The sequence below is a fragment of the Aeribacillus sp. FSL M8-0235 genome (assembly GCF_038000355.1).
In the GTDB taxonomy this organism is placed as follows: domain Bacteria; phylum Bacillota; class Bacilli; order Bacillales; family Aeribacillaceae; genus Aeribacillus; species Aeribacillus composti.
In genome coordinates this window covers 1,727,904-1,741,206 of sequence record NZ_JBBOBW010000001.1, presented here as the reverse complement: position 1 = coordinate 1,741,206, position 13,303 = coordinate 1,727,904, and the positions used below count along the sequence as shown (strand labels likewise).

At 36.9% G+C, this 13,303-nt stretch carries 15 protein-coding genes and 1 pseudogene; 5 read left to right on the top strand and 11 right to left on the bottom strand.

Translation table 11 applies throughout. From position 1 onward, the window contains the following. Nucleotides 1–5: 5 nt before the first annotated feature. From NSQ71_RS08405 to yunB, 8 genes are all read right to left on the bottom strand, one after another. The gene (locus NSQ71_RS08405; protein ID WP_066246610.1) at nt 6–866 is read right to left on the bottom strand and encodes a DUF421 domain-containing protein; all 861 of its coding nucleotides are present in this window, start codon (nt 864–866) and stop codon (nt 6–8) included. Between the two features lie 14 nt (nt 867–880). Continuing rightward, the gene (locus tag NSQ71_RS08400) at nt 881–1,087 is read right to left on the bottom strand and encodes a DUF1657 domain-containing protein (RefSeq protein WP_063389730.1); all 207 of its coding nucleotides are present in this window, start codon (nt 1,085–1,087) and stop codon (nt 881–883) included. 5 nt (nt 1,088–1,092) lie between these two features. Beyond that, on the bottom strand, nt 1,093–1,449 hold the full coding sequence (gene spoVAE, locus NSQ71_RS08395; protein WP_063389729.1) for a stage V sporulation protein AE: 357 nt from the start codon (nt 1,447–1,449) through the stop codon (nt 1,093–1,095). A gap of 5 nt (nt 1,450–1,454) precedes the next feature. Then, nucleotides 1,455–2,462 carry a stage V sporulation protein AD gene (gene spoVAD / locus NSQ71_RS08390; RefSeq protein ID WP_063389728.1) on the bottom strand — a complete coding sequence of 336 codons (1,008 nt, stop codon included), beginning with the start codon at nt 2,460–2,462 and terminating at the stop codon, nt 1,455–1,457. A gap of 1 nt (nt 2,463) precedes the next feature. Next, complete coding sequence (gene spoVAC, locus NSQ71_RS08385) at nt 2,464–2,943, bottom strand: stage V sporulation protein AC (protein WP_063389727.1); 480 nt, start codon at nt 2,941–2,943, stop codon at nt 2,464–2,466. A 13-nt stretch (nt 2,944–2,956) separates the two neighbouring features. Next, a complete protein-coding gene (locus NSQ71_RS08380; RefSeq protein WP_063389726.1) occupies nt 2,957–3,403 on the bottom strand; it encodes a YhcN/YlaJ family sporulation lipoprotein in 447 nt (148 codons plus the stop codon). 56 nt (nt 3,404–3,459) lie between these two features. Beyond that, nucleotides 3,460–3,666, bottom strand: coding sequence for a DUF1657 domain-containing protein (locus NSQ71_RS08375; RefSeq protein ID WP_066246606.1), 207 nt, complete (start codon nt 3,664–3,666; stop codon nt 3,460–3,462). Between the two features lie 100 nt (nt 3,667–3,766). Beyond that, complete coding sequence (gene yunB, locus NSQ71_RS08370; RefSeq protein ID WP_063389724.1) at nt 3,767–4,513, bottom strand: sporulation protein YunB; 747 nt, start codon at nt 4,511–4,513, stop codon at nt 3,767–3,769. A gap of 164 nt (nt 4,514–4,677) precedes the next feature. Here yunB and NSQ71_RS08365 point away from each other — a divergent pair, with 164 nt between their 5' ends. Continuing rightward, nucleotides 4,678–4,896 (top strand): hypothetical protein, encoded by a 219-nt coding sequence (locus NSQ71_RS08365; RefSeq protein WP_063389723.1) that lies wholly within the window; start codon nt 4,678–4,680, stop codon nt 4,894–4,896. Nucleotides 4,897–5,156: 260 nt separating this feature from the next. Continuing rightward, on the top strand, nt 5,157–6,392 hold the full coding sequence (locus NSQ71_RS08360; protein WP_340733666.1) for an MFS transporter: 1,236 nt from the start codon (nt 5,157–5,159) through the stop codon (nt 6,390–6,392). A 185-nt stretch (nt 6,393–6,577) separates the two neighbouring features. Here NSQ71_RS08360 and NSQ71_RS08355 read toward each other — a convergent pair whose 3' ends face one another. After that, nucleotides 6,578–8,275: an ABC-ATPase domain-containing protein gene (locus tag NSQ71_RS08355; RefSeq protein ID WP_340733665.1), complete on the bottom strand. Its 1,698-nt coding sequence runs from the start codon at nt 8,273–8,275 to the stop codon at nt 6,578–6,580. 15 nt (nt 8,276–8,290) lie between these two features. After that, nucleotides 8,291–8,659, bottom strand: a complete 369-nt coding sequence (locus NSQ71_RS08350; protein ID WP_063389720.1) for a helix-turn-helix transcriptional regulator — start codon at nt 8,657–8,659, stop codon at nt 8,291–8,293. Between the two features lie 915 nt (nt 8,660–9,574). On the opposite strand from NSQ71_RS08350, the gene NSQ71_RS08345 reads away from it, so the two are divergent. The 3 genes from NSQ71_RS08345 (at nt 9,575) to NSQ71_RS08335 (ending at nt 12,232) form a co-directional block, all read left to right on the top strand. Further along, complete coding sequence (locus tag NSQ71_RS08345; protein ID WP_063389719.1) at nt 9,575–10,132, top strand: hypothetical protein; 558 nt, start codon at nt 9,575–9,577, stop codon at nt 10,130–10,132. Between the two features lie 138 nt (nt 10,133–10,270). Beyond that, the gene (locus tag NSQ71_RS08340) at nt 10,271–11,557 is read left to right on the top strand and encodes a sugar transporter (protein WP_340733664.1); all 1,287 of its coding nucleotides are present in this window, start codon (nt 10,271–10,273) and stop codon (nt 11,555–11,557) included. A gap of 3 nt (nt 11,558–11,560) precedes the next feature. Further along, nucleotides 11,561–12,232 (top strand): ABC transporter ATP-binding protein, encoded by a 672-nt coding sequence (locus NSQ71_RS08335; protein WP_144597000.1) that lies wholly within the window; start codon nt 11,561–11,563, stop codon nt 12,230–12,232. A gap of 335 nt (nt 12,233–12,567) precedes the next feature. Here NSQ71_RS08335 and NSQ71_RS08330 read toward each other — a convergent pair. After that, nucleotides 12,568–12,921, bottom strand: a pseudogene (locus tag NSQ71_RS08330) (IS110 family transposase); the annotation flags it as partial. Nucleotides 12,922–13,303 lie beyond the last annotated feature (382 nt).

The window sequence follows — 13,303 nt, the reverse complement described above, 5'->3', positions numbered from 1 at the left end:
TTCAGTCAACCTTGCAAAAAAGGCGTTAATGTTTTGATCATTTCAGCTATTTTTTTTCTATTTTTTATATACATGTTTTTCGCTTCCGTATTTTCAGTTTGCAGAGCGTATAATTCAAAATCTGCCTCCACTTTTTTAAGGGATGAAAGAAGAAGCTGTTTTTCAACAGGTTCAGGCACTTTTACTTTATCATCATATAAATCAACAGTGAGTTGTCCATATGAATCGACTTGGGCTAAAAAAACATTCTCGACGGCGACTCCTAATTGATCGAGTTTTTCTTTCAGCCATCTTCGATTCAAACCGGTCGTTGAAAGAGCTTCGTCCATAATTTTTCCGTCCATTATGACGGTTTGCGGTTCTTTAACAGGGGCAACGTTCGTTTTGATATCTCCTACCGTTATAGGCTGTTTTTCTTTTTTTAGCAAAATACTCAGTTCACCAGTAGTTTCCAAAATAGCAAATTCCACATCACTGGCATGATGGACATTATTTTTCCTCAATTGTTCCAACAAAGCGGCCAAAGGATATTTTTCTTTCTTTAAATTTTCCTCCATGATTTTTCCGTTTTTAATAAAAACGGTCGGTTTTCCTTCAATAAATTGCTGAAACGACGGACTTTTCATGGAAATGAATGAAATAATAACCGGAATCATCACCCATATGGCAATGCTGATAATACCGTTTGTTAAATTTAAATTCGTATCCATTGACAGTGTCCCGGCAATGTCACCAATGGTAATGCCGACGACGTATTCAAAAAAGGAAAGCTTGGAAAGCTGTTTTTTTCCCAATAGTTTGGAAATGAAAAATAATCCAGCTATTATGGCAAGTGAACGAATAATGACTTCAACCCACTCTGGCATGTTCATCCCTCTTTTCAAAAGCCTTTATACTCAGGTTCCTCAAACTCCAGCTCTCCAATTCGAGACTTTACATCATTGATAATTTCTTCAGATATTAACATGTTTTCGTGAAAAACTCGTTTCGTTTCTTCATCAGTTGACGTAATGGCCAAGTTTTGCAATCCCGCATGAATGCTTTTTAAACTGGCCAGCGTTTGCTTGACCTGTGATGCTACTGTCAATCCAATCACCCCTTCGGTTTAAATAAAAGCGCTCCGATAAAACCAAAAATAATAGCTGCTGAAATACCGGAGCTAGTCACTTCAAACATACCTGTTAAAACGCCGATCAATCCATGTTTTTCTGCTTCTTGCAACGCTCCATGAACGAGAGAATTTCCGAAGCTTGTAATCGGAATGGTTGCACCTGCACCCGCAAAATCGATAAATGGTTCATAAAGCCCGAAACCGTCCAAGATGGCTCCAATCACGACAAACGTACTTAATGTATGAGCAGGTGTTAAATGAAACACATCAAACATGATCTGTCCAATTACACAAATTAATCCGCCTATGACAAACGCCCAAAAAAATGACGCAACCAAATGTTTCACCCCCTGAATTCAATGGACACAGCGTGTGCAATGCACGGAATGGTTTCATTTTGCTGGAACGTTAGCGGAGAAAGCAGCGCCCCAGTTGCGACAGCGAGAATTCGCTTCAGCTCGCCTTTTTTCATCCGATTTAATAAATGGCCGTATACGACAATTGCCGAGCAGCCCGCCCCGCTTGCACCGGATAAAACTGGTTGTCCTTCCCGATAAATCATTAAACCGCAATCCTGAAATTTTTCCTCATCCATTTGAACTCCATTTTTTTCAAATAATTCAAGAGCGACGTTGCGTCCGATTTTTCCTAAGTCGCCTGTTACAATTAAATCATAGTAGTCCGCATCAATATTTAAATCGCGGAAATGCGCTTCTATCGTATCAACTGCTGCCGGCGCCATCGCACCGCCCATATTAAACGGATCAGACATGCCTAAATCGACCACTCTGCCAATCGTTGCCGAGGTCACGGCAGGTCCTTTCCCTTCATTGCTTAACAAAGCAGCTCCTGCACCCGTGACTGTCCACTGTGCAGTCGGTGGCTTTTGCCCACCGTACTCGGTCGGATAGCGAAATTGTTTTTCGATTGCCGTATTATGGCTGGCCGCACCAGTCAGTAAATATTTTGCTCCGCCGTAATTGACGATAAATGCGCTTAATGCCAGCCCTTCCATCGACGTAGAACAAGCGCCGAAAATGCCGAGATAAGGAACGCCGAACGTTCTTGCTGCAAAGCTGGACGGGGTGATTTGATTCACTAAATCTCCGGAAATAATAAATTCCACCTGTTCTTTTTCAATGTTTCCTTTTTCAATTGCTTTGTAAAACGCTTCTTCAAAAAGCACTTTATGAGCTTTTTCATAAGAGTCCTCACCCAACCACAAATCTTCGTGAAGAAGATCAAAATCGTCGGCTAGTCTGCCATTTGCTTCAAACGGCCCGCCAACGGTAGCGGTTGAAATGATCACGGGTTGATTATGAAATACCCAAGTGCGATGTCCTTTCAGCATTTCAAAAACCACCCCATTTAATTAAAATCGTTTTGATTAAAGCAACTACAAATGCAGAAAATGTTCCAAATAAAATAACAGATCCGGCCAATTTAAACATGTTCCCGCCTACACCGAGGACAAATCCTTCTGTTCGGTGCTCAATCGCTGCAGAAATAACAGCATTTCCGAACCCTGTGACTGGTACAGCGCTTCCGGCACCGCCAAATTGAGCAATCCGGTCGTAAACACCAAATCCGGTCAAAAGCATAGATAAAAAAATCATCGTGGCAACAGTCGGATTTCCAGCGGTTTGTTGAGTAAAATGAAAAAAGTACATGTAAAAAAACTGTATCGCTTGTCCGATGGAGCAAATAATTCCACCGACTAAAAAGGCTCGTAAACAGTTTTGGACAACAGGTCTTTTCGTTTCATTTTTTTTCTCCAATTGATAGTATTCCTGCATGATTTTCGTTTGAAGTTTTCTTTGCTCATTCGCCATCGAAAACACCTTCTTATGTTTCTTCTCTGCTCAATTGAATAATGTTTTCCACTTTCTTGTTCATTTCACGCTTGTCCAGATTTTCCAGTTTGTTAATTAATTTTTCTGTTTCCCAATAAATTTTCATGTCGCTTGAAACGGTGACATCATAATCTCGGAAAGATTTTTTTAATTTTTTTTCAATTGTTTTTTCCTTTTGTTTTAATTGAAACCGTTTCATATGATCTAATTGAAAAGCAAGCAATAGCTTGCGGTCTGTATTGACGCTTATGGCTTTGGGAACTCCATCATAGCTTTCCGCTATTTCCTCCGCCTTTTTCGCGACCTTTTGATTAAAAGGAGCGTTCTTCGTCGAATAATTGATTTTTGTCGGTTGTTCTAAAGTCGGATCGACCATATCGTTCTGTTGGCATGCTGAGAAAACAAAAAGGAAAGTGAAAAAGAATATAAAATGTTTCATCCTGACCAGCTCACTCTTATTTGTGATGTGTTGAAAAGGTTGGTAAATACCAACCTTTACTGTTGTTTATATTGAGGCTCTTCATTCTGGATTTGCTGCAAGCGGGTATTAATCAAATCAACAATTGACTGTGTTTGCTGCGCAGCCTGTTGATAAATCTGTTTTGCTTGCTTGTTTTCCGTTTGCAGTGCAAACGTTTCAAAGCTTGCTTGAGCACTTTTTAATCCTGCTAATGTTTGTTGAACTTGAGTTGAAACTGTCAATGTCAATTCCTCCTTTTTGTTGTTACAAGTTTAATATTTCCTAAATGCCCAAAAGTAAAAAAGGGATGTTCTTCCCTTATATCCATTTTATTCCGTATTATTATTTTGATTTTTCAGGCATAATGACAGCAGGTGCCGAACCAGTCCCGCCGCTGTTGTAAAACTGCGGAACTTTTCCTTCAATAAATAAATCACCAATTTTCACTGAATTTTCTATTTCCATATCTTTTGAAATCGAAGGAATAATGACGTTAATTTTAACTAAAATGTCCATATAAATTTCTAAATAAGCGTTATTAATGCCAATTTCCTTATATTTTGTGCTAATTTCTGAATTAACTGAACCAATAAGTTCAAAGCGTACGGGAACTTCAGGACCTAAATGGGAGATGAGCGCATTGTTTGTTATTAATCCGAGTGGAATATGATAAACCAGGCCTTTTCCATCTGGGTTTTGATTGACGGGGATGCCGTCTTCCGATTCAACCTCCACATTCCCATCCAAATATTGCTGAATATAAACGGTCGCATCTGAAATAAGACGGTTATAAATTTGGGAATTAAAGCTGTAAGTCGCCGTTTCGTCTGATTTCTTTTCATGAATAATGATCAATTCCTTCATATCAAGTTTTTCTGCTATTTTTTTCGAAACAGCATCATGAATTGCATGTTCGGCAATTTGCCTCGTCTTTGTTTCCGCTATTCTGACCAATGTCGGTTCAATAATGGCATTGATCAGCCATAAGCTGTATGCTGTCAAAACATTGAAAATGACAAATGTAATTAAAAAAACATATTTAGCCGGCAGAGGGCCGCGTCTTCGTCGTCTTCTGAATTTTCGGTACAAAAGAATTTCCCTCCCTTTGTACCAATATATGTAGAAAAGAAAGCTGATTAGAAGCTAAAATAAAATTGGAATCAACTGTAACTAATAAAGAATCGTGAAAAAACAATACTATAACTGTTGGAAGATGTTCTTCCAAACACAACTTAGGAAGAGGTGCTTTTATAATGAGAAAAATGGGGTCCCTCTTCAAAATGGGAAAAAAAGGCTCCATGTTTCCTAAGAACCGGCAAAGAAACAGCATGATGTGGATTTCTTTAGTCGGTTTGGGGGCTGCAGCATTATACGGATTTGGCAGACGACAAAACTTATTCGCTAACATCATCAAACCGCTGCAACAAAAATTTGCAAACAGTCAAATTCAACAAATCATGCCAAACCGATAAAAGAAAACGGCCGATTTTCTTTCTCATGTTTGAAAGAAAATCGGCTTTTTTTTGTAATATGTTTCAGTTGAAACTTTTTCACCCCATCGCTGTTCTAGATTTTCCATCGATTTGTGAATTTTCTTCTCCAGCTTCTAATAAAAAGAAAAGGCAACCAATCCATTGAGTTCCTTTGAAAAATTTGTATAATAGAGTAGTTGGTAATTGTTCGAGTATCTAAATATTTTTGTTTTTACGATGCAGGAGGTGCCATCAAATCCATGAAGGATTCTGCCGTTCATACCGCCAAGCCGCCGCTTTGGACAAAATCATTCATTTTGTTAATTATCGGAAATTTATTTATTTTTATGAGCTTTCAAATGCTTTTGCCTACTTTGCCGCCGCAAGCGAAAGCAATTGGAGCATCGGACATTGAAATCGGGCTTGTTACAACCCTTTTTTCCATCGCTGCTGTTGTCATTCGACCGCTCATTGGTTTTCTTCTTGAATCAGCGAAACGAAAATGGCTCGTTATAACTGGAGCTGTAGGCTTACTCTTTTTAACCCTTTCATACTCGCTTACATCGATTGTTTTTTTATTTTTAATTGTCCGCCTCCTTCACGGTTTTGCCTGGGGCTGGTCAACAACAGCAAATGGAACGGCAGCTGTTGAATTGGTTCCAACGAAACGCCTCGGAGAAGGAATGGGCTATTATGGTTTATCTATCACCATTGGGATGATCATCGCTCCTAGTTTTGGCATTTTGCTTTTTCAACATTTAGGATTCCAGCCGCTCATCATCGGTTCCGCCATTTTCGGTGTCATATCGATTATCGCCCTTTCATTAGTTCAATACAAAATGCCAAAGTCTGTTTTAGAAAAATCAATGCATGTAAAGGATTTTTCTTTTTTTCGCTCACTCATTGATAAACATGGGGCGTTTCCTGCACTGATTACATTATTATCAGCTTTCGGTTATGGGGGAATTGTCACGTTTATCGTCATATTCGGCCAAGAAAGAGGGATCGATCAAATCTTCTTATACTACTTATGTAATGCGTTGGCGGCAACTGCTGTACGACCAATTTCAGGAAGGTGGTTTGATCGAAGCGGTCCTTGGCTTCTTGCCATTGTTTGCTCATTCTTAACATTTATCGCCTTTTGGGTTTTATCTTTCACATACTCAGTCGGAATGCTTGTTTTAGCTGGTATTTTATTTGGCGCCGGTTTTGGGTCACTGCTTCCTGTTTTGCAATCATGGGTGCTTTCTAAAACACCTGCCGATCGGAGAGGAGTCGCAAACGGAATGTATTATTCAGCATTGGATGGAGGAATAGGAATAAGTGCGGTTTTTCTAGGCTTCTTATCATCCTATGTTGATTTAGGAACGATTTTTCAATTATCAAGCATTTGTTTTTTCATTGTTATTCTGCTAGTTTTAATTGATTATTTAAAAGAGAAAAAGAAAACGGAAAAGCGGGAAAACCAGCAAGTTCATGCCAAATCGTTTTCGTAACGAGCATTGACAGATTCAAAGCTTGCGACTCCCGCGCCCGTTTCGCGCCGGCAAGCTTGCGGTCGAGGCCGTCTAAGCAAAAGAAATTCTCGGAGTCTCTCGCTTTCTTTGCGCTGTCAAAATTGGGGCACCCGTCAGTTCGTTGATGATGATAGAAAAATTTTTTATGGAAGAAAGTCTTTTCTTCATTCCCGAATTTTTAACGCCCTAATCCGATTCAAGGCTGCCGCTAATTCAAATCTTCTTACATACGACAATTCACCTTGATGACCATGATGGGCCGAAAAACTTTGGAGACCATCCTGATTGATCTTATTTTCTACGAAATCAAGCAATTGTGATACTGTTAAGCGTCTGTCAAAAAGGTTTGTCCGTTCGATATACGATAATATTTCTCCAATCATTCTTGTCTGGCTTTCGTCGACCAGCTGTTCTACATAAGATAAATCAATTTTTTCTAGTCCATATTGAATTTCAGAAAGCCGGCAAGCAATTTTAGATTTTTTCCCTTTTCTGCTGTTCAAGCTGCCTGATTCCGGAATACGAAGCTTCCATTCTCCAAATTTCTCCCCTCCTTCATGCTTTCTTCCGGTTTTAATTTGACAGGCAATCTGTTTTGCTTCATGTGTGACGTCATAAGGCTTATAATGATCCATTTTAATTACGCGATCCGCAACGGAAAAGTAATCTCCCGATCCGCCCATAACTAAAATTGTTGAGACATCAAAATCCTGCTTCAATTGTAAAACTTTATCGATAAATGGAGTAATGGGCTCATGCTCTTTATGAATTAATGCTTGCATTCTGGCGTCCCGAATCATAAAGTTTGTTGCACTTGTATCCTCGTCGATCAATAATGTTTTTGCTCCTGCTTCTAGCATTTCCATTATATTGGCTGCCTGCGATGTACTGCCGCTTGCATTTTCCGTAGAGAAGGATTTTGTGCTTTTTTGAAACGGCAGATTGTTAATAAAAGCGGAAATATCCACCTTCTTTATACTGCGGCCATCTTCGGCACGTATTTTGCATGCTGAACGGTCCGTCAAAACAAATTCACGGCCGTCCCCTTCAATATGGTCATAAACACCATGCTCGAGCGCCTTTAATAAAGTGCTTTTTCCATGATAACCTCCTCCAACGATCAAGGTGATGCCTTTGTATATAGCCATGCCCTTCAACGGTTCTTGCCGATGCGGAACAGGAATTGAGACTTCCATTTCCTTTGGACTTTGAAAAGGAACAGCGCCCTTCAACGGCTGATCACTTACGCCGCTTGCACGCGGCAAAATTGAATTATTTGCAATAAACGCTATTATTCCTCTCTCTTTCATATAGGAGCGGATCGCCATTTGCTGATCGCAAAGCTGAATCGCGCTCTCAATATCTTTCCCCTTCACAGAAAAGACAGAATGCCGCAAAATTTCGGGAAGTAGTTGAAAAAATATTTTTTTGGCTTCCTTGCCTAATATTGTTCTCCCTTTAGCCGGAAGACCGATTGAAAGACAAACTGTAATATCGTTTTCTCCTATCTGAACAGCTGTCCGTTCTAACACCTTCTGCCCCGGTTTGTCAATCATGATCAGCCCGCTTTTTCCAGAGCCGCGTACGTTATTTTTCAAATTAGAAATAGCTTGAAATACTTCGCGGACAATCATATCTTCACATCTTATCTTTCTTTGCCGGCTGTTTGTCCATTTTTGTAAAAAAGCCGTTTTGCTTCTAGCGATCAATATTCTGATTTTCGAAGGACTCGCAAACGGATCGCCCTGTACATAATCGATCAACAATTCAAAATCAGGAAACTTGTACGAGCCTTGAATCTGTTTGTACGCTTTATATCCTTTGCCATCGATTTGTTCCAGCTTTTTTGCAAGATTGATCATAATACTCCTCCATATTTATGCAAAATTGTCTCGTATAGCTTTTTCAATAATTGCTTTTGAGCGGTCCAGCTCTGCTTTTAGTTGTCTTTTATATTGTTTTGCTTTTTCATAATCGACAAACTGATAATAGACAACCTCTTGAAACTCGGCTCCTTCTTTTTTTCGTTTAATTTGTTTTAAAATGCCGTCTTTTATTAAATCATGAAGCGCTTTGTACAGCTCAGAATGATTCGGACGGTAGCCATACGGGCGAAACTCTTCCCGCAGTTCATCCAATATTTTAAAACCATACAGCCGCTTCTTTTCCGTCATCGTGATTAAATATAATTTTAAAAAAGCGCGCTGCTTCAATAAAAAGCCGCTAGGTTTTCTTTTTTCCGTCATCTCTCCATCCATCTCCTTTTTACAATAATATAATTATGTAAACTTATAGTTTTCCGATCCTTTTATTTTAATCATAATATAAGTTCATATAAAAATATATCTTTTTTTCATTTAGAACATTGTTTGCAAAATGAATTGTCACACAATATGACAAGACCTCCATGCTATTTGTTAAAATATTTGTTTAAGCATAAAGTGGAATGGCATTCGGCTGTTGGTTAATTCGAAAGTCTTTTCCTCTACCACCGAATCTTGACCTTTTTAAAATTTAGATTGCATCTCGGAAGCATCGGGCATGAACATTTTTTATTCACGCAATAATGAGTGTTACAAACAAGATGATTCTGTCTGAAAAAACGTAGATTAATGGGATGGATTACTTAAAATCATTATTCCTAACATGCCACCTTTTGAAAACCATTAGAAAAATTTAGGAGCAGCTTGACCAAGGGATCCAACCTTCATTATAATATTTCTATAAATTGCCAAAATCCTCATTCGGAAATACTAGTTTAAAAGAAATTACATGACTTTGTTTTCGGGTTTCATCACATAAGAATTCACGGGCTGCTTAGCTATGCAAGTTCGGTTGATTACAATTTGGCTTCCCGCTTTAGTACAATTGCATGATTTGTTGTTTATAGTCTACTTGAACTAAAAATTTTTGACCAACTAAGTACAGCCCATTCAGTTGCAATTTTAAACGAGGAAAGAATATTATTTGTGTGAAATTAAAGCAATTTTGAGAGGATAAGTTATGAATTTAATCTGACTGCTGCCGGAATTATTCTTGATGGTCTCAATGAAATTTCTTATGTTTCATGGTGATTGACTCTAACTGTAATAGCCTTTAGCCTCCTGCTGTTTTAATTTTTGTAATAAGGCGGGACACCTTTTCTTATAAAGGGGATAAATATGCTCAAATTAAAAAATGAAAGAATAATAAATTTACTTTCTTTTTGCCTGTTAGTGCTAGCAGTTGTGGCGAATTCATTTTTTTCCATTAAACAGTTTCAAGTGATTGAGCAATTTGATAAACTGCAAGCGAGCTTTCCATTGTTTGCACATTCGTTTGTTGCTGCTTTGTTAATTTTAATACAATTGATTGCGGGAATTACCGTGATCATAATCGAAACAATATTTGTTACTTATATTACAAATGTCATGACGAATAAAAAGTTTACATTTAGTAACTTTTTATCAGCCATCATTTTTGCGAATCTTGTTTCCATTTTATTAAATATGACGATCATTTCACTGGCTGGCTTTAATCAACTGCAAGATATTCAATGGCTGGGCTGGTTTCCAGGTTCGCAAATCCTATTGGTTGTTTTTTTCTACTTATATTTATCATATTTAGACAGTTCCACTTCCATCAGCCTAAAAATAAGACTGTGTACAATAATATTTTCGACCACTTATGGTTTGACGCTTATCATTCAAACGTTCATGACTGTTGTGCAATTTCAATGATCTTAGGAAGGTGCATAATATGGAAAAAAAATTTAAGGCTAAAATGAGAATATTGTTCGTAATCTCGATAATCGTTTTTTTAGTAGGAATTTTTAATCTGGTAAAAATTGTTACGAAAATGTTGGGGAATTGAAGAAGATGAAATACTTCAAATACAAGCGGTTAATGAAAAAAAGAAAAGCATTAGCAAATTTCGAGATTTTATTTGGGAATTTTCTAAATAAGTTTGCTGGCGGCGATAAAAAATTGCTGCTGGTCTTTCTCTATAACGTAAATGCAGTCATTACTTTCGCTTCGATGTTAGCACCGATTTTTGTCTATTTGCTCATTTATTTTTTTCATTCCTTTATAAATATAAATCCTTTTTATATCGCCACTATCTATTTTTTTATAACGCTTTTGTTCACTGATATTAATAATGATGATTACGATCATGTGGAACTGGAGAATATTTCTCAATGGATGTATAAAGCTCACAAAATTAAATTTCAATTACTGATTATTAAAAAATTGCTGTTAACATTTGGAACAAACATTTTGTCTTATTGTTTTTTTATGTTGATTTTTATGAGAGAATTTCATTTTAGTTACATAACCATCCTTTTATACGAGATTTTCGTCTTAATAGCTGTTTTTTTTACTATTATTGTAAAATTTTTATGGAGCAATCCTCAGATTGTCTTTTTATTTATTCACGGGCCGAACGCTACGAAAAAGAAAGAACATTTCATCCGGTATAAAAATGACCTGCATTTAGATCAGTATCAAGCGGCTTTATCCCGATCTTGTCAAAATAGAACTTACTACTTATATATATTGTATACTTATTTGTTTGCAGCTGCTTCTTTAGTTCTGATATGTATGATTCATTTTTATTTTAATATTCATAAATTGATTATCATTTCGGTTTATTTAGGAATTGAAAGCGCAATGATTAGTATGATATCTCAAGGAATCATAAATAGCTCAAAACTGTTAAACGACTGTAATTTAAGCGATTTTTATTATATAAAGAAGTTTGATCAAAAAACTTATTATGAGAATTCGCTTTCTAAATTTCTGTCAAGAAGGCTCATCGTAATCCTAATCAGTTATTATGCTGGTGTATTCCTCCTTTATGGATTTTCATTATTTTCAGCTGTCACTGTTTTATGTTCAACAATCATTTACTTCTACACAATAAAAATCATTTCAAAAAGAGTCTATCGCTTTCAAAAATTATCAATAGAAGATATTAAAAACAATTTTTTTGTATATTTTTTTAATCCTTTAGAAGATTTATTCGTTTTAGGGTTGCCTTCTATTACATGCAGCGTTGTAGCTTTTTATTCAATGAAATTCGGCAGTATATATCCTATACTCTTTTTCTTTATTGTTTATTCACATTTTTTATTATTATATAATTTTCTGACAAAAGAGAGGTAAAACATGCTTGAATTGATCAATATAAAAAAAAGATATGGTGAATCAGCCTACATTTTTGACGGTATTAACTTAAAAATAGATAACATGAGCATTGTTGAATTACTTGGTGAAAATGGAATTGGCAAATCAACGTTGTTGAATATCATCGGTGGAATGACAACATTCGATGGGGACATCAAGTTAAACAATATTTCATTAAAGGACGATTTTCAAAAGTATATAAAAGGAGTCTCCTTAATTGGCAATACACCATTTTTATACGATTATTTAACAACGGCTGAAACAATTGATATGATCTTATCCTTCCTGAATGGGGAAAGATTAGATTCGTCTCTAGAAGGTCTTATAGAAAAAATTGGACTCTACAAATATAAAAATACCCTTACACGCGAACTGTCTTTAGGAACGAAACAAAAACTATCTTTAATTTTAGCACTTCTATCTTCGCCTAATTTGATTCTCCTTGATGAACCTTTTGTCAATTTCGATATTAGGTCAAGAAAAGTTATTCTCGATTATTTGAAAAATTACGTCATGCAAAACAAGGCAATTTTAATTTATGCCACTCATTCAACGGATGCTGATTTAACTGATTTTTCAAATCAAAAGATCATTTTAAAAAGGAATGAACAACTGAATACAGTAGTTTTAGAGTGTGGCAGCCGTGAAGCATAAATTTTGTATGCTCGGTTACAGGAAGTTCATTTTTCTTTTGGGCTTTCTAAGGAACAGTTTCACCTTGCTTTTTCCGCTATTTTACTAACGTACCAATACTGTTTGAATCATTCTTTCATATAGCAGAATGAAAAACAAAAAAATTCCTAAAAAAACAGCATTTACGAGGATAGCTCGAGTAAATAGTAGTCAAAGCCTGATGAAACAGTTCATAAAGGAGTCCAAAAAGCTATTCAAAACCAATCAATCTCTATAAAAATTGACCCTGCTAGAACAGTCGCTAATGTTAATGGAGATTTTCAAACTCAAGGGGCAGTGTCTTGGACTTATAAAGCCTTGGTTGGAAGATTGTTGTCTAGCTCTTTGGAGCGCTTCACGTGCATCGGGTTTGTCATCACGAGAGGAATGCCCTTCTCGTCAAGAAAGTAAGCGAGATTGAGCCAATAATGTCCCGTTGGCTCGATGCCAACGATCACTTCCGTTTTTTCAACTTCCTCCATCGCTTTCACGATGCACTGGTACAACCATTCCAATCCTTCTTTCGATTGCAGAACGGGAAACGGCTTTTTTAACACCCTCCCTCGCTCATCCACAAAGCAGGCATAATGCTTCTTTTTCGCGATACCCATGCCAACGATGAGCGTTTGATCGGTGACTTGATTAATCTTCTTGTTTGAGATAGAACTCATGTATAGTCCTCCTTGGTATCCAAATTAGGGGGCAATTAATCCGATTGACACCCCCGAATCATACCAAGAGGGCTTTTTTATTCAAGTCCCCGAAAAAACTTCTAACAGGAATGTTCCTTATAGGCTTTTGTTTATTCTTTGCTATGGCTGTTCCTAGCCTAATCATTTACTTTGTTTCTTTAGGAGTTAATCATTTCTTAGGAGACTATGTAAATTATAGCTCTCGGTCAGACTTATACATTTTTCTTTATTGGTAAGTGCAGTAGCACTCGTTTATATGCTCAGATTTATGGTAATTATTAAAGGACTCGCAGCATCGCTCATAATACCTAACTGGATCACTTACATTTTTGAGTTTTCTTTTGCATAGATAGCTGTGTAT

What these genes read in the sequence shown, in the direction of transcription:
- NSQ71_RS08405 (WP_066246610.1), bottom strand. Translation starts at nt 866, where the DNA reads ATGCCAGAGTGGGTTGAAGTCATTATTCGTTCACTTGCCATAATAGCT.
- spoVAD (WP_063389728.1), bottom strand. Translation starts at nt 2,462, where the DNA reads ATGCTGAAAGGACATCGCACTTGGGTATTTCATAATCAACCCGTGATC.
- spoVAC (WP_063389727.1), bottom strand. Translation starts at nt 2,943, where the DNA reads ATGGCGAATGAGCAAAGAAAACTTCAAACGAAAATCATGCAGGAATAC.
- NSQ71_RS08380 (WP_063389726.1), bottom strand. Translation starts at nt 3,403, where the DNA reads ATGAAACATTTTATATTCTTTTTCACTTTCCTTTTTGTTTTCTCAGCA.
- NSQ71_RS08365 (WP_063389723.1), top strand. Translation starts at nt 4,678, where the DNA reads ATGAGAAAAATGGGGTCCCTCTTCAAAATGGGAAAAAAAGGCTCCATG.
- NSQ71_RS08360 (WP_340733666.1), top strand. Translation starts at nt 5,157, where the DNA reads ATGAAGGATTCTGCCGTTCATACCGCCAAGCCGCCGCTTTGGACAAAA.
- NSQ71_RS08355 (WP_340733665.1), bottom strand. Translation starts at nt 8,275, where the DNA reads ATGATCAATCTTGCAAAAAAGCTGGAACAAATCGATGGCAAAGGATAT.
- NSQ71_RS08350 (WP_063389720.1), bottom strand. Translation starts at nt 8,659, where the DNA reads ATGACGGAAAAAAGAAAACCTAGCGGCTTTTTATTGAAGCAGCGCGCT.
- NSQ71_RS08345 (WP_063389719.1), top strand. Translation starts at nt 9,575, where the DNA reads ATGCTCAAATTAAAAAATGAAAGAATAATAAATTTACTTTCTTTTTGC.
- NSQ71_RS08340 (WP_340733664.1), top strand. Translation starts at nt 10,271, where the DNA reads ATGAAATACTTCAAATACAAGCGGTTAATGAAAAAAAGAAAAGCATTA.
- NSQ71_RS08335 (WP_144597000.1), top strand. Translation starts at nt 11,561, where the DNA reads ATGCTTGAATTGATCAATATAAAAAAAAGATATGGTGAATCAGCCTAC.